This window comes from Herbiconiux sp. SALV-R1, assembly GCF_013113715.1.
Lineage (GTDB): Bacteria > Actinomycetota > Actinomycetes > Actinomycetales > Microbacteriaceae > Herbiconiux.
Window position 1 is genome coordinate 799,608 of sequence record NZ_CP053344.1, and the last position, 20,099, is coordinate 819,706.

At 69.8% G+C, this 20,099-nt stretch carries 20 protein-coding genes; 18 read left to right on the forward strand and 2 right to left on the reverse strand.

Annotation, left to right across the window (positions count from 1 at the left end; genetic code table 11):
- The first annotated feature begins 28 nt into the window (after positions 1 to 28).
- Complete coding sequence (locus tag HL652_RS03915; RefSeq protein ID WP_171704082.1) at positions 29 to 943, forward strand: phosphodiesterase; 915 nt, start codon at positions 29 to 31, stop codon at positions 941 to 943.
- Positions 944 to 1,759: 816 nt separating this feature from the next.
- Complete coding sequence (locus HL652_RS03920) at positions 1,760 to 2,671, forward strand: tyrosine recombinase XerC (RefSeq protein WP_253743628.1); 912 nt, start codon at positions 1,760 to 1,762, stop codon at positions 2,669 to 2,671.
- Between the two features lie 56 nt (positions 2,672 to 2,727).
- Here the strand turns inward: HL652_RS03920 and HL652_RS03925 are convergent, their stop codons facing one another.
- On the reverse strand, positions 2,728 to 3,225 hold the full coding sequence (locus HL652_RS03925) for a murein hydrolase activator EnvC family protein (RefSeq protein ID WP_253743630.1): 498 nt from the start codon (positions 3,223 to 3,225) through the stop codon (positions 2,728 to 2,730).
- A gap of 138 nt (positions 3,226 to 3,363) precedes the next feature.
- Here HL652_RS03925 and HL652_RS03930 point away from each other — a divergent pair, with 138 nt between their 5' ends.
- From HL652_RS03930 to HL652_RS03995, 14 genes are all read left to right on the forward strand, one after another.
- A complete protein-coding gene (locus tag HL652_RS03930; protein WP_171704084.1) occupies positions 3,364 to 4,920 on the forward strand; it encodes a sugar porter family MFS transporter in 1,557 nt (518 codons plus the stop codon).
- 244 nt (positions 4,921 to 5,164) lie between these two features.
- Complete coding sequence (gene rpsB, locus HL652_RS03935; protein ID WP_171704085.1) at positions 5,165 to 6,187, forward strand: 30S ribosomal protein S2; 1,023 nt, start codon at positions 5,165 to 5,167, stop codon at positions 6,185 to 6,187.
- A gap of 69 nt (positions 6,188 to 6,256) precedes the next feature.
- Positions 6,257 to 7,084, forward strand: coding sequence for a translation elongation factor Ts (gene tsf / locus HL652_RS03940; protein WP_171704086.1), 828 nt, complete (start codon positions 6,257 to 6,259; stop codon positions 7,082 to 7,084).
- 91 nt (positions 7,085 to 7,175) lie between these two features.
- Positions 7,176 to 7,898 (forward strand): UMP kinase, encoded by a 723-nt coding sequence (gene pyrH / locus HL652_RS03945; protein WP_171704087.1) that lies wholly within the window; start codon positions 7,176 to 7,178, stop codon positions 7,896 to 7,898.
- Between the two features lie 77 nt (positions 7,899 to 7,975).
- Positions 7,976 to 8,530 carry a ribosome recycling factor gene (frr, locus tag HL652_RS03950; RefSeq protein WP_171704088.1) on the forward strand — a complete coding sequence of 185 codons (555 nt, stop codon included), beginning with the start codon at positions 7,976 to 7,978 and terminating at the stop codon, positions 8,528 to 8,530.
- 64 nt (positions 8,531 to 8,594) lie between these two features.
- Positions 8,595 to 9,515 (forward strand): phosphatidate cytidylyltransferase, encoded by a 921-nt coding sequence (locus tag HL652_RS03955; protein ID WP_253743632.1) that lies wholly within the window; start codon positions 8,595 to 8,597, stop codon positions 9,513 to 9,515.
- Between the two features lie 19 nt (positions 9,516 to 9,534).
- Positions 9,535 to 10,095 (forward strand): DivIVA domain-containing protein, encoded by a 561-nt coding sequence (locus tag HL652_RS03960; RefSeq protein ID WP_171704090.1) that lies wholly within the window; start codon positions 9,535 to 9,537, stop codon positions 10,093 to 10,095.
- A 160-nt stretch (positions 10,096 to 10,255) separates the two neighbouring features.
- Positions 10,256 to 11,881 (forward strand): ABC transporter substrate-binding protein, encoded by a 1,626-nt coding sequence (locus tag HL652_RS03965; protein WP_171707172.1) that lies wholly within the window; start codon positions 10,256 to 10,258, stop codon positions 11,879 to 11,881.
- An 80-nt stretch (positions 11,882 to 11,961) separates the two neighbouring features.
- Entirely contained in the window at positions 11,962 to 13,047 is a 1,086-nt protein-coding gene (locus HL652_RS03970) for an ABC transporter permease (protein WP_171704091.1), read from the forward strand.
- A 2-nt stretch (positions 13,048 to 13,049) separates the two neighbouring features.
- Entirely contained in the window at positions 13,050 to 14,093 is a 1,044-nt protein-coding gene (locus tag HL652_RS03975; protein ID WP_171704092.1) for an ABC transporter permease, read from the forward strand.
- Positions 14,090 to 15,901: a dipeptide ABC transporter ATP-binding protein gene (locus tag HL652_RS03980; protein ID WP_253743634.1), complete on the forward strand. Its 1,812-nt coding sequence runs from the start codon at positions 14,090 to 14,092 to the stop codon at positions 15,899 to 15,901. Before HL652_RS03975 ends, HL652_RS03980 begins: the two co-directional genes overlap by 4 nt.
- A 22-nt stretch (positions 15,902 to 15,923) precedes the next feature.
- Positions 15,924 to 16,616, forward strand: coding sequence for an aggregation-promoting factor C-terminal-like domain-containing protein (locus HL652_RS22020; RefSeq protein ID WP_216603995.1), 693 nt, complete (start codon positions 15,924 to 15,926; stop codon positions 16,614 to 16,616).
- 4 nt (positions 16,617 to 16,620) lie between these two features.
- A complete protein-coding gene (locus tag HL652_RS03990) occupies positions 16,621 to 17,286 on the forward strand; it encodes an aggregation-promoting factor C-terminal-like domain-containing protein (RefSeq protein ID WP_171704093.1) in 666 nt (221 codons plus the stop codon).
- 81 nt (positions 17,287 to 17,367) lie between these two features.
- Complete coding sequence (locus HL652_RS03995; protein ID WP_171704094.1) at positions 17,368 to 19,017, forward strand: cation:proton antiporter; 1,650 nt, start codon at positions 17,368 to 17,370, stop codon at positions 19,015 to 19,017.
- Here HL652_RS03995 and HL652_RS22025 read toward each other — a convergent pair.
- The gene (locus HL652_RS22025) at positions 18,959 to 19,171 is read right to left on the reverse strand and encodes an LEPR-XLL domain-containing protein (RefSeq protein ID WP_371743636.1); all 213 of its coding nucleotides are present in this window, start codon (positions 19,169 to 19,171) and stop codon (positions 18,959 to 18,961) included. The two genes, HL652_RS03995 and HL652_RS22025, sit on opposite strands and share 59 nt — an antisense overlap.
- Between HL652_RS22025 and HL652_RS21650 the strand changes: the two genes are divergently transcribed.
- The gene (locus HL652_RS21650) at positions 19,070 to 19,372 is read left to right on the forward strand and encodes a hypothetical protein (protein ID WP_253743636.1); all 303 of its coding nucleotides are present in this window, start codon (positions 19,070 to 19,072) and stop codon (positions 19,370 to 19,372) included. The genes HL652_RS22025 and HL652_RS21650 overlap by 102 nt on opposite strands.
- On the forward strand, positions 19,372 to 20,094 hold the full coding sequence (locus HL652_RS04005; protein WP_171704096.1) for an alpha/beta hydrolase: 723 nt from the start codon (positions 19,372 to 19,374) through the stop codon (positions 20,092 to 20,094). Before HL652_RS21650 ends, HL652_RS04005 begins: the two co-directional genes overlap by 1 nt.
- Positions 20,095 to 20,099: the final 5 nt, after the last annotated feature.

A 20,099-nucleotide genomic window follows, 5' to 3' on the forward strand; every position in this document is an offset into this window, starting at 1 on the left:
TTCACCGGGGTTTGAGACACTGAGAGGTATGAGCCAGTACGGGGAGCCCCTGCACACGATCGTCCACATCAGCGACACCCACTTCCTCGCCGGCGAGAGGCCTCTCTACGGGAAGGTCGACACGGATGCGACGCTGGCTCAGGCGTTCCGGCAGCTGGAGGCGGGTGGCATCCGGCCCGAGGCGATCGTGTTCACCGGAGACATCGCCGATCTCGGCGAGGGCGACGCGTACCGTCGGGTGCGGTCGATCGTCGACCCGGCCGCCGAGCGGCTCGGAGCCCGTGTGGTGTGGGTGATGGGCAACCACGACGACCGGGCACGGCTGCGCACCGAACTCCTTGACGAAGAGGCCTCGACCGAGCCCGTCGACTCCACGATCATGCTGGGCGGACTGCGGCTCATCGCGCTCGACTCGAGCGTGCCGGGGTTCCATCATGGTGAGCTCTCCGAGAACCAGCTCCGGCGCCTGCGGGAGGAGCTGGCTCAGCCCGCGCCCGAGGGAACGATCGTGGCCCTTCACCACCCGCCCGTGCCCACCAGCATCCCGCTCATGCCCGTGCTCGAGCTGCAGCGGCAGCACGAACTCGCCGCCGTGATCGAGGGCAGCGACGTGCGGGCCATCCTCGGTGGGCACCTCCACTACTCCACCACGAGCACCTTCGCCGGGGTGCCGGTCTCGGTGGCGGCGGCCACCTGCTACACCATGGACGTCGCCGCTGCGGGCGGCGGCGCCCTCGTCGGGCGCGACGGCGGTCAGTCGTTCAGCATCGTGCACGTCTACGACGACCGCATGGTGCACTCGATCGTCCCCATCGGCGACTTCCCCATCGTCAACGGCTTCGACCGCGACTTCGTGCAGACCCTCTACACCCTCCCCGAACCCGAGCAACTCGACCGCTTCTCCCGCCAAGTCCCCCCGATCTCCGAACCCCGCGCCGACTGACCCGAGCCGCCCTCCTCCGCTGGCGTCAGGTGGGCGGTCGCGCCCTCTCCCGCGCCCCCGTGCTCTGCCCGCGCCAGGCTCCCAGCGGGTGCTGCGTCCCGTGGGCCGTGGCGCGGGTTCCCACTACCGTGCATCCCGCCCCGCCCCGCGCCGACCCTGGCGTGGTCGGCCCCTCCCACTGGGCTCGATGTGCGCGGGCAGAGCACGCTTGCGCCCGTCGGGTCGCGTCCGCGTGAGGGTGCGCCTGCTCGCGAGCGATTGTCCTCGACCCGCCTCGCGCGCGGCATGCTTCTGCCATCATCACGCTGTGCGGCCAGGCACCGACTACAGCCGACGCTCTCAGCTACGCGCGCGTCCAACGCGCCGTGCGCTGCGCAGCGGACGCGGCGTCGAGCGGGTGGTCGCGCGGGCTCCCGCACCAGCGGGCGTACTGCAGTCATTCCGCTACGCCGGTAGGCGTCGGCGGCAACTGCCGCACTGGGGCGCGGCGCACCTGTGCGGACGAGTGCCGCACTGCGGGCGCGGCGAGGGCGGCCCGCCCGGGTGGATGGGTGCGGCGTGAGTGGCGCAGTCGGGTGGATGGGTGCGGTGTTGTGGGCGTGGCGTGGGCGCCGCGGCCGGGCGGACGAGCATGGCGCAGCGGGCGCGCCACCGTACGGGCGCCGCAGGCGCTGGAGGCGGAACGGGTGGGGGAGTGGGTGTGGGCGCAGCGCTGGGGAGCGGCGCACCCGAATGGATGGGTGTGGCACTGCGGGCGCGGCGGCGCGCGGGCGCGGCGGAGCCGGGCGCGGGTGGGGGAGGGGGCATGCTGGTGGGGTGGAGATCGGTGAGGCGCGGGGGGAGTATGAGCGGCATCTGCGGATCGAGCGGGGGTACTCGGAGCACACGGTGCGGTCGTATGTGTCGGATCTCGTGGATCTCGGCGCGTTCGCCGAGGGGCGTGGGGTGACGCGGGTCGGGGGGCTCGATCTCGAGCTGTATCGGGACTGGTTGTGGGCGGCGTCGCAGAAGTCGCTGGCGAAGTCGACGCTGGCGCGGAGGGCTGCGAGCGCGAAGGGGTTCTCGGCGTGGCTGCGCCGGTCGGGGCTCGTGGAGGTGGACGAGGCGGCGCGGCTGCGGGCACCGAAGCCCGATCGTGCGCTTCCGCGGGTGCTGTCGAACGACTCGGTCGATGTCGTGATCGAGAGTCTGCGCCTGCGGGCTGCCGAAGGTGACGCCGTGCCCCTACGCGACCTCGCGATCGTCGAGCTGCTCTACGCCTCTGCCCTCCGGGTGTCGGAGACCGTCGGTATCGACCTCGCCGACGTCGACCTCGATCGTCGAACCGTGCGCGTGCTCGGCAAGGGGCAGAAGGAGCGGGTCGTGCCCTTCGGTGGCCCCGCCCATCTCGCCGTCACCGACTATCTCGCGCGCGGCCGGCCGGGCCTCGCCGCCCAGCGCCCCACACCTTCCGCCGCGCTCTTCCTCGGCGCCAGGGGCGGGCGGCTCGGCACCCGCGCGGTCTACGAGCTGGTCGCCCGACTGCTGCACGATGTGCCCGGCAGCGGCCCGGCCGGTCCGCACGCCTTCCGCCACACCGCGGCCACCCACCTGCTCGATGGCGGGGCCGACCTGCGGGCAGTGCAGGAGATCCTCGGCCACGCCAGCCTCGGCACGACCCAGATCTACACCCACGTGACGGTCGAACGCCTGCGCAGCACCTACCTGCAGGCCCACCCCCGAGCCTGAGACACGCCAAAGGCCGCGGCCCCGCCACGCGCAGGCCACGCCCCGCCACACAACCATCACGGCGGCAACAACACCGCGCGCGGCACCCCTCCGTACAGCAACCGCGGGTTCACGTACTCGCCATCGACCCGCACCCCGAGGTGCAGGCACGCCGCGGCGCAGTGCCCGCCCGACGCCACCACACCGATCGGGTCTCCGCGCGCGACCGCATCGCCCACCGCCACCGTCGCGGTGACCGGTTCGAGGCTCGACCGGTAACCGTCCGGATGCTCGATCGCGATCACCGGCCGGTCACCCACGACACCGGCGTACGCGACCACACCCGCCTCGGGGGCCACGACGAGGCCACCCGGCGAGGCGCGGAGGTCGAGACCACGGTGACCGGCGGAGTACCGCGTCGCCGGCGCGCGGAACTCGGCGACCACGGTGGCGGGTTCGACCGGCCACGCCCAGATCGAAGCCCCCGGCGTCACCAGCACGACCGAGACGACGAGAGCCGACCATCCACAGAGGGCCCGCCAGCCACCGAGACGTCGCATCACACCGTTCCGCATGCGACGACTCTCACCACGAAAGATCCGCCGCACACCCCTCAACGACACAGATGTGGAGGAACCGTGCCAATATCGGAGTTGTGGGGGAGTGGCAGTCGCATCGGATGCGCTCCTCGACCTGGTACGAAGGAGTCCGCCATGACGTCGAATGACCCTGCCCGGGACAGGAACACCACCGGAACGACGGGAGCGGGCTCAGCCCCGCGCACCGCCGACAACCGCACCCCCGACGACCCCGCCGCCTCGAAGAAGCTCCGACGCAAGGTCATCGCCCTCTCCATCGCCGCCGCCCTCGGCGGCTTCCTCTTCGGTTTCGACTCCTCCGTCATCAACGGCGCCGTCAAGGCGATCGAGGAGGACTTCGACCTCGGCAGCCTGCCGCTGCTCAGCGGCTTCACCGTCGCATCCGCTCTTCTCGGTTGCGCCGTCGGCGCCTACGTGGCCGGCCGTATCGCCGACCGCATCGGCCGCATCCCGGTGATGCTCATCGGCGCCGCCCTGTTCCTCGTCTCGTCGATCGGCTCCGGTCTCGCCTTCGCCGTCTGGGACCTCATCGCCTGGCGCGTCATCGGCGGCCTCGGCATCGGCATCGCGAGCGTCATCGCCCCCGCCTACATCGCCGAGATCGCCCCGAAGGCCGTGCGCGGCGCGCTCGCCAGCCTGCAGCAGCTCGCCATCACCCTCGGCATCTTCGCGGCGCTGCTCTCCGACACCCTGCTGCAGGGCGCCGCCGGCGGCGCCAACGAGCCGCTCTGGTTCGGCGCGGATGCGTGGCGCTGGATGTTCATCGCCTGCGCCGTTCCCGCCATCGTCTACGGCCTGCTCGCCTGGCGCCTCCCCGAATCGCCCCGCTTCCTCGCAGGCAAGGAGCGGCGCGACGACGCCCGCGACGTGCTCGCCAGCGTGATGCCGCAGAGCGAGGTCGACTCGGCCCTCGAGGAGATCGAGCGCGGACTCAAGGAAGACCGCGAGAACGACCGCACCGCGAGCCTTCGCGGCAAGATGCTCGGCCTCCTCCCGGTGGTCTGGGTCGGCATCCTGCTGTCGATGTTCCAACAGCTGGTGGGCATCAACGTCATCTTCTACTACTCGCAGAGCCTCTGGGCCTCGGTCGGCTTCGACACCACCAACCAGAGCACGAGCTTCATCATCTCGGTCATCACGAGTGTCATCAACGTGGCGGTGACCTTCGTCGCGATCTTCTTCGTCGACAAGATCGGCCGTCGACCGCTGCTGCTCACCGGTTCCGCGGGCATGGTCGTCTCGCTCGGCCTCATGGCGCTGTCGTTCTCGCAGGCCGTGGTGACCGACGGCGGCACCCCGCAGCTGCCCGGCGCCTGGGGCCCGCTCGCCCTGGTGGGTGCGAACCTCTTCGTCATCTTCTTCGGCGCCACCTGGGGCCCCATCGTCTGGGTGCTGCTCGGCGAGATCTTCCCCAACCGCATCCGTGGCAAGGCGCTCGGTGTCGCCGCGGCAGCGCAGTGGCTCACGAACTTCGCCATCACCGAGACCTTCCCGGCGCTGTCGGGCTTCTCGCTCGCCTTCACCTACGGTCTGTACACCTTCTTCGCGCTGGTGTCGTTCTTCTTCGTGTTCTTCGCGGTGCCGGAGACCAAGGGCCGTTCGCTCGAGAGCATGGACAGCCTCAAGGTCGTGCGCAAGAACAGCAGGCAGGCCGTCGACGCCCCGAGCTAGGCGCCGCCCCGGGCGCCCGCGCCAGGTGCCGCCCCGGGCGCCCGCGCCAGGCAGAGCACCCGGGTGATATAGTTCTCGGAGCACCCCGCTCGTCGGGGTGACTTCGCGTGCCCACCAGGCAGCAGCATCCGTTCGGTCCCCTTCCCCTCGCGCGAGCGAATCGAGAACGGGCCGGATGCGCGCCGGGCACCAGGATCCGCGGCCACCGTCGCGGAAGACAACCGAGAACAGAAGGAGTACGGCCATGGCCGTCGTCACCATTCGCCAGCTGCTCGACAGCGGCGTCCACTTCGGACACCAGACCCGTCGCTGGAACCCCAAGATGAAGCGATTCATCTTCACCGAGCGCTCCGGCATCTACATCATCGACCTTCAGCAGTCGCTGGGCTACATCGACAAGGCCTACGACTTCGTGAAGGAGACCGTCGCGCACGGCGGAACCATCCTCTTCGTCGGCACCAAGAAGCAGGCGCAGGAGTCGATCGCCGAGCAGGCGACCCGCGTGGGCCAGCCCTACGTCAACCAGCGCTGGCTGGGTGGCCTCCTCACCAACTTCCAGACCGTGTCGAAGCGCCTCGCGCGCATGAAGGAGCTCGAGGAGCTCGACTTCGAAGACACCTCGAAGAGCGGCTTCACCAAGAAGGAGCTCCTCATCAAGAAGCGCGAGCTCGACAAGCTGCACAAGTCGCTCGGCGGTATCCGCAACCTGTCGAAGACCCCGTCGGCGCTCTGGGTGGTCGACACCAAGAAGGAGCACCTCGCCATCGACGAGGCCAAGAAGCTCGGCATCCCGGTCATCGGCATCCTCGACACCAACTGCGACCCCGACGAGGTGCAGTACCCGATCCCGGGTAACGACGACGCCATCCGCTCGGTCGCGCTGCTCACCCGCATCGTCGCCGACGCCGCGGCCGAGGGCCTCATCCAGCGCCACCAGAAGCCCGAAGAGGGCGAGCAGGCGGAGCCCCTGGCCGAGTGGGAGCGCGAGCTCCTCCAGGCCTCGGAGAACCCGCAGTCGGAGGCCGAGAAGATCGAGGCCGTCGACGGTCTCGTCACCGGCACCGAGAACGCTGAGGCCGTGGCCGAGGTCGTCGCCGCCGAGGTTCCCACCGAGGAGAACGACGCCGACGCCGCCGCGCAGGCCGACCTCGCCGCCGTCACCGACGAGTCGCTCGTCGTGGAGCACCACGTGGTCTCCGACGCCGAGGCCGAGGCGAAGATCGAGGCCGAGGCGACCGACGCCGAGAAGGCTCCCGCCGCCGAGTAGTCGCCCGCCGTTCATCCTCGAACGGCACGATGACATCGACCACAACCTTTTCAAGGAGTACGAAGAAACATGGCAAACATCAGCCTGGCCGACGTGAAGGCGCTGCGCGAGCAGCTCGGCACTGGCATGGTCGACACCAAGAACGCCCTGGTCGAGGCCGACGGCGACATGGAGAAGGCCGTCGAGATCCTGCGCCTGAAGGGCGCCAAGGGCAACGCGAAGCGTGCCGACCGCTCCACCAGCGAGGGCCTCGTCGCCGCGAAGCAGGGCGACGGCGCTGCGACGCTCCTCGAGCTCGCCTGCGAGACCGACTTCGTGGCGAAGGGCGACAAGTTCATCGCCCTCGCCGACGCCGTTCTCGAGGCCGTCTTCGCCGCCGGTTCGACCACCGTCGAGGAGGCCCTGGCCGCCTCCGCCGGTGACAAGACCGTCGCCGACCTCATCAACGACGAGGCCGCCATCCTCGGCGAGAAGATCGAGCTGCGCCGCATCGCGCGTCTCACCGGCGACTCGTTCGAGATCTACCTGCACAAGACGAGCAAAGACCTGCCCCCGCAGGTCGGCGTGGTCGTGGCCTACACCGGCGCCGACGCCGACACCGCCCGCTCCATCGCGCAGCACATCTCGTTCGCCGACCCGCAGTACCTCTCCCGCGACGACGTGCCCGCCGAGGCCGTCGAGAAGGAGCGTGCGATCGTCACCGAGATCTCGAAGAACGAGGGCAAGCCCGAGGCGGCTCTGCCCAAGATCGTCGAGGGTCGCGTCACCGCCTACTTCAAGCAGGTCGCCCTGCTCGAGCAGGACTACGCGAAGGACAACAAGCTCTCGGTGTCGAAGGTGCTCGCGGATGCGGGCATCCAGGTCACCGGCTTCGCCCGATTCAAGGTCGGCGCGTAACGCACAATCACGAGGACGGGCTCGGGTCGAACGACCCGGGCCCGTTTTCTCTGTAGCCTGAACACGGACACGACGAAGGGACGCACGACGGATGTCAGAGCCGGACGGCAAGCGCAGGGTACTCCTCAAACTCTCCGGTGAGGCCTTCGGGGGTGGAGCGCTCGGTGTGAACCCCGACGTGGTCTCCGGCCTCGCGAAGGAGATCGCCGAGGCGGCGAAGGAGGTCGAGGTCGCGATCGTCGTCGGCGGCGGCAACTTCTTCCGTGGCGCCGAGCTCTCGCAGCGCGGCATGGACCGAGGACGCGCCGACTACATGGGCATGCTCGGCACCGTCATGAACGCCCTCGCCCTGCAGGACTTCCTCGAGCAGGCGGGCGCCGACACGCGCGTGCAGTCCGCCATCTCGATGACCCAGGTCGCCGAGCCCTACATCCCGCTGCGGGCCATCAGGCACCTCGAGAAGGGGCGCGTCGTCATCTTCGGTGCGGGTGCCGGCCTGCCGTACTTCTCCACCGACACGGTCTCGGCGCAGCGTGCGCTCGAGATCCACGCCGACGAGGTGCTGGTCGCGAAGAACGGCGTCGACGGGGTCTACTCCGACGACCCGCGCACGAACCCCGACGCGATCAAGCTCGACACGCTCACCTACAACGACGCCCTCCTCCAGGGGCTCAAGGTCGTCGACTCGACGGCGTTCAGCCTCTGCATGGACAACGGGATGCCCATGCACGTGTTCGGCATGGAGCCGGCCGGCAACGTGGCCAAGGCGATCCGGGGCGAGCGCATCGGCACCCTCGTCGCCACGAGCCACTGAGCCACGAGCACTGAGCCGATGAGCCCCCAGGGCCACTGACTACACTTGACAGCACTGATCCACCGAAGGAGCTCCCCGTGATCGCGGATGTACTGGCAGACGCCACCGAACGCATGAACAAGGCCGTCGAGGTCACCAAAGACGACTTCTCGAACGTGCGCACCGGCAGGGCGAACCCGGCCCTGTTCCAGAAGATCCTGGTGTCGTACTACGGCACCCCCACCCCGCTGGCCCAGCTCGCCTCGCTGCAGAACCCCGAGGCGCGCTCGCTCATCGTCACCCCTTACGACAAGGCGGCACTGCGCGACATCGAGCAGGCCATCCGCGACATGCCGAACCTCGGTGCCAACCCCACGAACGACGGCACCATCATCCGTGTCACCCTGCCCGAGCTCACCGAGGAGCGCCGCAAGGAGTACGTGAAGATCGTGCGCACCAAGGCCGAAGACGGCAAGGTGTCGGTGCGCAACATCCGTCGCAAGGCCAAGGACGACCTCGACGCGCTGAAGAGCGAGGTCGGCGACGACGAGGTGGCCCGCGGCGAGAAGGAGCTCGAGCAGGTCACGAAGAGCCACGTCGACGCCATCGACGACGCCCTGAAGCGCAAGGAAGCCGAGCTCCTCGAGGTCTGACCTCGACCGTCGACGCCGCATGAGCCACGACCAGGGAGTCCCGCCGACGCCGAGGCCGTCGCCCGTGCGACGCGCGCGTCCGCTCTCGCGCGCCGACATCCAGGCCCAGGTGAAGGCCCGCCGGGAGCAGTTCGAAGAGGCCAACGAGAAGATCACCGCGCGCTCGGGCCGCAACCTCGTCTCGGCCATCCTCATCGGTGTGGTGCTGGCCGGTGTGGTGGTGCTCAGCCTCGTCGTCATCAAAGAGCTGTTCATGGTGTTCGCCGTGGTGCTCGTGGTGTTCGGCACGCTCGAACTCGCCACGGCGCTCCGGCACGCCGACATCTGGGTTCCCCGGGTGCCCGCCGCCGTGGTGGGCGTGGCGATGGTGCCGGCCGCCTACTACTGGCAGGCCGAGGGGCAGTGGCTGGTGTTCATCGGCGGCGTCGTCGTCGTGGCGCTCTGGCGGCTGGTCGAGATCGCCGTGGCCCGGAAGGGCAGGGGAGCCCTCGCCGCGCTCCGCGACCTCGGGGCCGGCGTGTTCGTGCAGGTGTACGTGTCGTTCCTCGGCAGCATCGCGGTACTGCTGGTGTCGAAGGAGGGCGGCCAGTGGTGGGTGCTCTCGTTCATCGTCGTGACGGTGCTCGTCGACGTGGGGGCTTATGCCACGGGGCTCAACTTCGGCAAGCATCCGATGGCCCCCACCATCAGCCCGAAGAAGACCTGGGAGGGCCTCGCCGGTGCGGTGGCCGCTGCGCTCATCGGGGGAGTGCTGCTCGCCCTGTTCGTGCTCGGTCAGCCGTGGTGGGTGGGCCTCGTGTTCGGCGCGGTGATCGCCGCGACGGCGACGGCCGGCGACCTCGCGGAGTCGCTGCTGAAGCGCGACATCGGCATCAAGGACATGAGCTCCTGGCTCCCCGGGCACGGCGGATTCCTCGACCGGCTCGACTCGATGCTGCCCTCGGCGGCGGCGGCGTACATGCTCTGGGTGATCTTCTCAGGCTGATCTTCGGCACAATAGACCCGTGAGCGTACCGTTTCCCCGCACCCGCACCTCGAGCCTCGGCTACGACACCGAGGAGGTCGACGACTTCCTCGCCAAGGCGCGACTGGCGTACGACGACCGTGCCGCGGGCCCCGGTGGCGCCCCGGTGCTCACCAGCGAGATGGTGCGCAGCACGGCCTTCACCATGCAGAAAGGCGGCTACTACCCGCCCGCCGTCGACGCGGCGCTCGAGCGGCTCGAAGACGCCTTCGCGCTGCGCGAGCGCGACGCCGCCTACCGCGAGACCGGCGACGAGCGTTGGTACGCCGACGCCAGGCAGCGCGCCGCCGAGATCCTCGCCCGCCTGGAGCGGCCCGAGGGCAAGCGCTTCACGAAGGCCGGCCCGCTGAGCGTCGGGTACCACCCGAAAGACGTAGACGAGTTCGCCGACCACCTGGTGGAGTACTTCCGCTCGGGGGCGGATGTGAGCGTCACGGATGTGCGCACCGTCGCCTTCCGCTCCCGCCGCGGCGGGTACAGCGAGGCGCAGGTCGACGCGGTGCTCGACGCCGTCGTCGACGTCATGCTCGCGGTGCGCTGAAGCGCGCGCGAAACCGTCGCCGCGCGACGATTATCCGCGTGAACATTTCGATCGGGTAAAGAATCGTTCTTGACCGTGGCCCCCGGTTGGGTGACGATGGCTCTTTGTGTTAGCTATGACTTCTCACAGCAACACACAACAGGAAGAGGTCATGACGGATATGTCATCCGCATTCACTCGCGCTCGGCGCGCCCTGGTCATCACCGCGAGCGGGGCGGCCTTCGCCCTCGTGCTCGCCGGATGCTCGGCCGGCTCCTCGAACGACGCACCCTCCGGTGGAGAGGCACTCATCGTCGGCACCACCGACAAGGTCACCACGCTCGACCCCGCCGGCTCGTACGACAACGGCTCCTTCGCCGTCATGAACCAGGTGTTCCCGTTCATCATGAACACCCCCTACGGCAGCCCCGACGTCGAGCCCGACATCGCCGAGAGCGCCGAGTTCACCGGGCCCACGGAGTACACCGTGAAGCTCAAGGAGGGCCTCACCTTCGCCAACGGCCACGAGCTCACCTCCTCCGACGTGAAGTTCAGCTTCGACCGTCAGCTCGCCATCGCCGACCCGAACGGGCCGTCGTCGCTGCTGTACAACCTCGACTCGGTCGACACCCCCGACGACCTCACCGTCGTGTTCAACCTCAAGAGCGAGAACGACCAGGTCTTCCCGCAGATCCTGTCGAGCCCGGCCGGCCCGATCGTCGACGAGGAGGTCTTCGCCGCCGACGCGATCACGCCCGACGAGGAGATCGTCGACGGCGAGGCGTTCGCCGGTCAGTACACGATCTCGAGCTACGACTTCAACAACCTCATCTCCTACGAGCCCTTCGCCGACTACAAGGGCGTGCTCCCGGCAGCTGAGTCGCCCATCAACGCGAAGTACTACGCCGACTCGTCGAACCTCAAGCTCGACGTGCAGGAGGGCAACATCGACGTCGCGTTCCGGAGCCTCTCCGCGACCGACGTCGAAGACCTCTCCGGCAACGACAAGGTGAAGGTCTACGACGGCCCCGGCGGCGAGATCCGCTACATCGTGTTCAACTTCGACACGCAGCCCTTCGGCGCCACGACCCCCGAGGCCGACGCGGCGAAGTCGCTCGCGGTGCGGCAGGCCGTCGCCGACCTGATCGACCGCGACGAGATCGCCGACCAGGTCTACAAGGGCACCTACACCCCGCTCTACTCCTTCGTGCCCGCGGGCCTCACCGGCGCCACCGAGGTGCTCAAGGAGACCTACGGCGACGGCAACGGCGGCCCCTCGGTCGACAAGGCCAAGGAGACGCTCACCGCGGCGGGCATCACCAGCCCGATCGAGCTGAACCTGCAGTACAGCCCCGACCACTACGGCCCCTCCTCGGGTGACGAGTACGCGCTCATCAAAGACCAGCTCGAGTCGTCGGGCCTGTTCACGGTGAACCTGCAGTCGACCGAGTGGGTGCAGTACGCGAAAGACCGTACGGCCGACCTGTACCCGGCGTACCAGCTGGGCTGGTTCCCCGACTACTCCGACGCCGACAACTACCTGACGCCGTTCTTCCTCACCGAGAACTTCCTCGCCAACCACTACTCGAACCCCGAGGTGAACGACCTGATCCTCAAGCAGGCCACCACCACCGACCCGGCCGAGCGCCAGTCGATCATCGAGGAGATCCAGGCGAAGGAGGCGCTCGACCTGTCGACGGTGCCCTACCTCCAGGGCGCGCAGGTCGCCGTCGCCGGAACCGACGTCGACGGGGTCACGCTCGACGCCTCGTTCAAGTTCCGCTACGCACCGCTCACCAAGGGCTAGCACACCGCTCTGCACGAGGGGCGGCCGGGTCGAACCGGTCGCCCCTCGTGCAGTCTGCATGATCCGACCGATTGGCAACGATGACGACAAGTCTGCTCCCGACCGACGCACCGTCGGTGGTGGCTCCGAAACCGAAGAGCTCAGGCGGTGGCCTCGGCCGCTACCTCCTCATCAGGTTCCTCCTGATCTTCCCGACCATCTTCATCCTGGTCACTCTGGTCTTCCTCCTCATGCGCACGGTCGGCGACCCCATCACGGCGGCGCAGGGCGGCAGGCTCACCGCCGAGCAGCTGCAGGAGCGCATCCACGCCGCCGGGTACGACCGACCCGTGCTGGTGCAGTACTTCGAGTACCTGGGCCAGGTGTTCACCGGCAACTTCGGCAACACCATCAGCGACAACCGGCCGGTCACCGAGGTGCTGCTCACCTACGGCGGCGCCACCCTCGAGCTCGCGTTCTACGCGCTCATCGTCGCCTTCATCGTCGGCATCCCGCTCGGGATGCTCGCGGCGGCCTTCCGCGACCGTGTGCCCGACGCGGTGCTCCGCGTCTTCGCCATCCTCTGCTACGCCACCCCCGTCTTCTTCGCCGGCATGCTGCTGAAGCTCGTGTTCTCGGTCTGGCTGCAGTGGTTCCCGGTGGCGGGCCGCGCCTCCACCCGCACCGAGCTGTCGATGCAGACCCTCGACACCAAGACCGGCATCTATTTGATCGACGCGATCTCGCTGGGCAGCCCCGCCGCGATCGGCGACGTGCTCTCGCACGCCGTGCTCCCCGGCATCGCGCTCGGGCTCCTCACCGCGGGGGTCTTCCTCCGCCTCGTGCGCACCAACGTCATCGGCACGCTCGGCACCGACTACGTCGACGCCGCCCGCTCCCGCGGGGTGGGTGAGTTCCGGCTGGTGCGGAAGCACGCCTACAAGCCGGCCCTCATCCCGATCATCACCGTCATCGGCCTGCAGATCGCCCTGCTGCTCGGCGGCGCGGTGCTCACCGAGACCACCTTCGAATGGAAGGGCCTCGGCTTCCAGCTCGCCGCCTACCTCGCCGCCCGCGACTTCGTCGCCGTGCAGGGCATCGTCGCCCTGCTCGCGGTGATCGTGGCCGTCACCAACTTCATCGTCGACGTGATAGCGGCGCTCATCGACCCGAGGGTGAGGTACTGACCATGACCACCTCCCTCGACCGCGAACCCGTCGGCGCCCTGCCTCCGACGAAGAACGGCTTCGTCGGCCGGCTCCCCGTCGTGAAGCAGCTGCGCCAGAGCGTGGGGCTGCAGCGCGGCATGCTCGTCGCCGGACTCGTCATCACCGCGATCTTCGTGCTCGTGGCGATCTTCGCCCCGCTCATCGCCCCCTACGGCTTCGCGCAGCTGCGCGACGCCCAGGGTGCCTTCGGGGCGCAGCAGCCGCCGAGCGCCGCCCACATCATGGGCACCACGGTGGGTGGGTACGACGTGTTCTCCCGGGTCATCTGGGGCGCGCAGACGGCTCTGCTCGTCATCATCATCGCCGTGCTCTGCTCGATCTTCATCGGCATCCTGCTCGGCCTCGTCTCGGGGTACATCGGCGGCTGGCTCGACCGGGTGCTCGTCGTCATCGGCGACGCCATCTACGCCTTCCCGTCGCTCCTGCTCGCGATCGTGCTCTCGATCGTCATCTCGGGCGGCCAGTCGAGCCTCTGGGGCGGTATCTTCGCCGCGGCGCTCTCGATCACCGTCGTGTTCATCCCGCAGTACTACCGCGTCATCAGGGCCGAGACCATCCGCATCAAGGCGGAGCCCTACGTCGAGTCGGCCAAGATGCTCGGGGCCTCGGCGCCGCGCATCATGTTCCGGCACGTGCTGCGCAACGCCACCCGCACCCTGCCGATCATCTTCACGCTGAACTCCTCCGAGGCGCTGCTCACCCTGGCGGGTCTCGGCTTCCTCGGCTTCGGCATCGAGCCGACCGCCGCGGCCGAGTGGGGCTACGACCTCAACAAGGCGCTCTCCGACGTCACGAGCGGCATCTGGTGGACCGCGCTCTACCCGGGCCTCGCCATCGTGCTCTCGGTGCTCGGCATCACGCTGGTGGGCGAGAGCCTGAACGACCTCGCCGACCCGCGTCTGCGCGGCCGCAAGCGGGTCAAGGCGGCAGCGGGAACGGTGTCGATGACCTCGGTCGACAGCTCGCTGCCCTCCGACGTCGAGATCCGGGAGGAGAACTCATGAGCGACCGGATGCGCGGAGCCGCCCCCAGCGCGGGCACCGCACCCAGCGAGGTCGTCGCCATCGACGACCTCACCATCTCCTTCGCCACCGACGCCGGCGCGGTGAAGGCCGTCGACGGCGTGAGCCTCCGCGTGAACCGCGGCGAGGTGCTCGCCATCGTCGGCGAGAGCGGCAGCGGCAAGACCGTCACCGCGAAGACCATCCTGGGCCTCCTGCCCGAGACCGCCACCACCGGCGGCGCCGTGCTGCTGTCGAACCGGGAGGGCACCGCCGTCAACGACGTCGTCGCCCTCGACGGCAAGAAGCTCCGGGCCCTCCGCGGCACCGATGTCTCGATGGTGTTCCAGGAGCCCTCCTCGGCCCTCAACCCGGTGTACACCGTGGGCTGGCAGATCGCCGAGGGGCTGCGCGCCCACCGCAGGCTCTCGCGGGCCGAGGCCAAGCGCGAGGCCGTCGAGATCCTCCGCAAGGTCGGCATCCCTCAGCCCGAGACCCGCGTCGACCACTACCCGCACCAGTTCTCGGGCGGGCAGAAGCAGCGCATCGTCATCGCCGCGGCCCTGGTGCTGAACCCCGGCCTCATCGTCGCCGACGAGCCCACCACGGCGCTCGACGTCACCGTGCAGGCCGAGATCCTCGACCTGCTGCGGCGGTTGCGCGACGAGTTCGGCACCGCCATCGTGCTCATCACCCACAACATGGGGGTGGTGGCCGACCTCGCCGACCGGGTGGCGGTCATGTACCAGGGCAAGGTCGTCGAAGAGGCGGATGCGCGCACCCTGTTCGCCTCACCGCAGAACGACTACACGAAACGGCTCCTTGCCGCGGTGCCGCGCATCGGCCAGGGTCGCGCCCGCACCGAAGAGCGCGCCCGGGAGGGTGCCGCCCGAGCCGCCCGCCAGGCCGCGGTCGGCACCGCTGATGGGGCCGGCGCCGCAGCACCCGTCGTCGAGGCCTCGCACCTCGCCATCGAGTACCCCGGCCGCCTCGGCCGCAAGCCCTTCCGCGCCGTCGACGACGTGTCGTTCCGCATCGCGCCGGGCGAGGTGCTCGGTCTCGTGGGCGAGAGCGGCTCGGGCAAGACCACCATCGGGCGCGCCATCGGCGGCCTCACCCGGGCGACCGGTGGCTCGCTGAAGGTGCTCGGCCACGAGATGGTGGGCTTCTCGGAGCGGCGCTTCAAGCCGCTGCGCGCCGACATCGGCTTCGTGTTCCAAGACCCGGCGGCGAGCTTCAACCCGCTGCTCACCATCGCCGACGCCGTCGCCGAGCCGCTCGTCATCCACGGCCGGGCGAAGAACCCGGCAGCGGCGCGGAAGCGCGTCGACGAGCTGCTCGAGGCGGTGCAGCTGCCGCGCAGCTACGGCGACCGCTTCCCGCACGAGCTCTCGGGTGGTCAGCGCCAGCGCGCGAGCCTCGCCCGCGGGCTCGCCCTCGACCCGACGCTGCTCATCGCCGACGAGCCCACCTCCGCGCTCGACGTCTCGGTGCAGGCGCGCGTGCTCGAGCTGTTCGCCGAGCTGCAGCGTGAACTCGGCTTCGCGGCCCTGTTCATCAGCCACGACCTCGCTGTCGTCGACCTGCTCGCCGACCGCATCGCCGTGCTCTACCACGGGCGTCTGGTCGAAGAGGGAACGGGAGCCGAGGTGCTCGACGACCCCCGCGACCCGTACACGCGCCGGCTGCTCGCCTCGCTGCCCGTTCCCGACCCCGTGGAGCAGGCGGCCCGCCGCGCGACGCTCGCCGCCCTCACCGGAACGACAGCATCCGGCAAATCCGCCGGATCGACGGAGGCGCCGTCGGCCTGAGTGGGCTAAAATCGTTCGAATCGTGGCAAAGCACTCCCTGACCGAAGCGCGCCCGAAGCCCGCACCCCGGGCTCGAGGCGCCGTCAGGCGCACCCCGAACCGGGGCCGGGTGGCCCTCCAGGTCATCGGCCTGGCCGCCGTCACCGCCTGCGCCTTCGTCACCGTCGTGGCGCCGAACCTCCAGGTGCAGCCCGCTGTCGCCTCCTTCGACGGCACCTTCGCCCAAGGTGACGTCGAGGTGCAGAACCTCGACGTGAGCGGTTCGGTCGCGGCGTCGGTGTTCCGCGACGGCTACTCCGTCACCGAGGCACCGAAGCCGGTCATCGTCGAGGTCGCCGTGCCGAAGGGCTCGTCGTCGTCCTCGTCTTCCGACGACGACGGCTGCCCCGACCCGAACGCCGCCGTCGCCGACCCGGCCGGTGCCCAGGCCGTGGCCGCCGAGCTCGCGGCGGCCCGCGGGTGGACGGGTGCACAGTTCGACGCCCTGCTCGCCCTGTGGAGCCGCGAGTCGGGCTGGCGCGTCAACGCGCTCAACAAGTCGAGCTGTGCCTACGGCATCCCGCAGGCCCTCCCGGGGTCGAAGATGTCGGCGGCCGGAGCCGACTGGCTCACCAACCCCGCCACGCAGATCACCTGGGGCCTCAACTACATCCAGGGTCGCTACGGCGATCCGCTCTCGGCCCTTGCGCATTCCGACGCGAACCACTGGTATTGAACCGATGACGCTGCTCCGAAAGTCCACCCCGCCCGCGCTCCGCGTCGGGCTGCAGGTGCTGGCGTTCGGCGTCGCTGCCTCCTTCGTGGCGCTGTTCGCCATGGAACCCCATCTCACCGGCGCCAATGCCTCCGAGGCGTATGCACCCGAGATCGTGGCCGCCGCAGGGTCGGCGCAGTCGTTCGCCGTGACGGGAACCGGCGCAGCATCCGTTCAGCGCGACGACTACACCATCACCGACCCGCCGCCTCCACCCCCGCCGCCCGCACCCGAACCGGTGGCGCAGCCGGTGGCGAAGAGCCCCTCGTCGGGAGGTGGCGGCGGTGCCGCTGCCGGATGCTCGGCGAACGTCGTGCCCACCCCCGGCGAACCCGACCCCTCGAGCTACCAGGGCATCGCCTGGACGGCGCTGCAGGGCTACGGCTTCGGCATCCAGGAGTACTACTACCTGCTCGCGCTGTGGAACAAGGAGTCGGGCTGGAACCCGCTCGCGCACAACGCCTCCTCCGGTGCCCACGGCATCCCGCAGGCGCTGCCGGGCAGCAAGATGGGCCCGGGGTGGGAGAGCGACCCCAACGTGCAGATCGACTGGGGCCTGCGCTACATCATGGGCGTCTACGGCTCGCCCTGCGAGGCCTGGGCCTCGTCGGTCAACCGCGGCTGGTACTGAGCCGCCGCCAGGCGCGCCCAGCGCGTGCCCGGCAGAGACATCCGCCCCGGGCGGAGGCGTCCCACTCGCTAGGCTGAGCGCATGAAGCCCGAGATCATCGCGGTGGTCTGCCTGATCATCCTCGTCGGGGTCTCGGCCCTCTCGCCGAAGCTCCGCCTCGCCACCCCCATCCTGTTGGTGGTCATCGGCATCGGCATCTCGATCATCCCCGGTGTTCCGCCCGTGCACGTGCCCTCGGAGTGGATCCTCGCCGGCGTGCTCCCGCCGCTGCTGTACTCCTCGGCCATCAACCTGCCGCTCGTCGACTTCCGCAAGAACTTCGGGTCGATCGCGGTGCTCTCGGTGCTGCTCGTCATCGTGAGCGCGCTGGTGACGGGGTTCCTGCTGTTCATGATCCTTCCCGATCTCAACCTCGCCGCGGCCATCGCCCTCGGCGCCGTCATCAGCCCCACGGATGCTGTGGCTGCGACCTCCATCGGCAAGCGGCTCGGGCTTCCCCCGCGACTCATCGCCGTGCTCGAGGGCGAGAGCCTCGTGAACGACGCCTCCGCGCTGGTGCTGCTGCGCACGGCGATCGCGGCCTCGGCCGGAACGATCGCGCTCGGGGGTTTCGGCGGGGTCACCGTCGACTTCGCCTACTCCTCCGTCGTCGCGGTCGCGGTCGGTCTCGTCGTCGGGTTCGTCACCGTCTTCTTCCGGTCGAAGCTCACCGACTCGGTGCTCACCACCGCGATCTCGTTCGTCATCCCCTTCATCGCCTACATCCCCGCCGAGGCGATCGGAGCATCCGGAGTTCTGAGTGTCGTGGTGGCGGGTCTCTACACGGGCCATATGGGGGCGAAGCACTTCTCGGCCTCGACCCGCATCAGCGAGCGGCTGAACTGGCGCACCATCCAGTTCCTGCTCGAGAACGGCGTGTTCCTGCTCATGGGGCTGGAGCTGAAGGACATCTTCCTCGACGCGCTCAACCCGCGGGCGTCGGCCGACGACCTCGACGCGATCGGCGCCGTGGGGCTGGGGCTCGGGGCGGCGGCGGCGCTGTTCGTCATCCGCTTCCTCTTCGTGGGCCCGCTGCTCGCGGCCCAGCGTGCCCGCGCGCACCGCAGAGACCCGCACAGCGACGAGGCGCGGGAGGCGACCGGCTGGCGGGGCGGGCTGGTGCTCACCTGGGCGGGCATGCGCGGCGTGGTCACGGTCGCCGCAGCCCAATCGCTGCCGGAGGACATCCCCTATCGCAGCCAGCTCATCCTCATCGCCTTCACGGTGTCGATCGTGACGCTGCTGCTGCAGGGCGGCACGCTGCCGTGGATCATCAGGGTGCTGAAAATCCGCGGGGTCGACGAGGCAGCCGACCACGCCGAGTTCGCGACGCTGGTCGACGAGCTGAGGGATGCCGGGCTGCAGGTGCTCGAGACACCCGAGCTGGTGCTGCCGGGCGGTGAAGAGGTGGTCGAGGGGGTCGTCGAGCGGGTGCGCAGCGACGCCGATCTGCGCAGCGAATCGGCCTGGGAGCGGGCCCGCTCGGCCGAGCCCGAGGCCGACGTCGAGCGGGGTGCACCCCATCGGCAGTACCGGGTGCTGAGGCTCGAGGTGCTGAAGGCAGAGCGGCTGGCGCTGCTGGATGCGCGGGGCCAGGCCCGCTACAGCTCACGCATCCTGGTGCGGGCACAGCTCATGCTCGACCAGGAGGAGTCGCGGCTGCAGCAGAGCGACGGTTCCGACGGCCACTAGAGCGAGCATCCGTCTCGGCCGCGGCACGGGACGACGCTCGTAGACTGGGTGCATGCCCCGCAGCAACCGACCCCGCCGCCGCGCCGGCGGGGGAGGCAGCGAGGAGGAGTCGGGGCTCGACCGCATGATCTCGGGGTGGAAGCGCGTCGAACAGCGGCGCACCGGCGAGTGGAACGTGCAGCCGGTGTCGGGTGCCGCCGCGGTGAAGGAGTACACCTGCCCCGGATGCGGTCAGGTCATCGCCCCCGGAACAGCCCACCTGGTGACCTGGCGCGCCGACGGCGTGCTGGGCGACACCAGCGACCTCGCCGCGCGGAGGCACTGGCACACCCACTGCTGGAGGATCGGAGCCTGATGAGCACTGTCGAGATCCGCGCCGGAGTCGAGCTGCCCGCCCTGCGGGAGGAGATCGAGCTCCACACCGACGACGGGCTCACGCTCGTGGGGGAGCTCGCCCTGCCGCTCTCGGGCGACCCGGTGGCCACGCTCGTCACCCTGCATCCGCTGCCCACCCACGGCGGGTTCATGGACTCGCACGTGCTGCGCAAGGCGGCCGCCCGCCTGCCGGCCCTCGCCGATCTCGCGGTGCTGCGCTTCAACCTGCGCGGCGTCACCTCGCCGCGCGGCACGAGCGAGGGCGAGTTCGACGGGGGAGACGCCGAGCGCTACGACGTGAAGGCGGCGATGGACTTCGTGGCCGAGCGGGGGCTGCCGCATCCGTGGCTCGTGGGCTGGTCGTTCGGCACCGAGCTCACCCTCAAGTACGGGGCGCAGTACCCCATCGAGGGAGCCATCCTGCTCTCGCCGCCGCTCCACCGGGCCACCGCGGCCGAGGTCGCCGCCTGGGAGGGCAACGGCAAGCGGCTCGTGGCCATCGTGCCGGAGCTCGACGACTACCTCAGGCCGCCCGAGGCGCGCGAGCGATTCGCGAGCGTGCCGAGCCTCGACCTCGTCGAGGTGGAGGGCGGCAAGCACCTCTGGGTCGGCGAGGCCCAGGTACGCCGCGTCCTCGACGAGATCGTCGCCCGCACCAACGCGCACGCCCACCCGTTGCCCACGACCTACGACCTGGGCTGACGAGC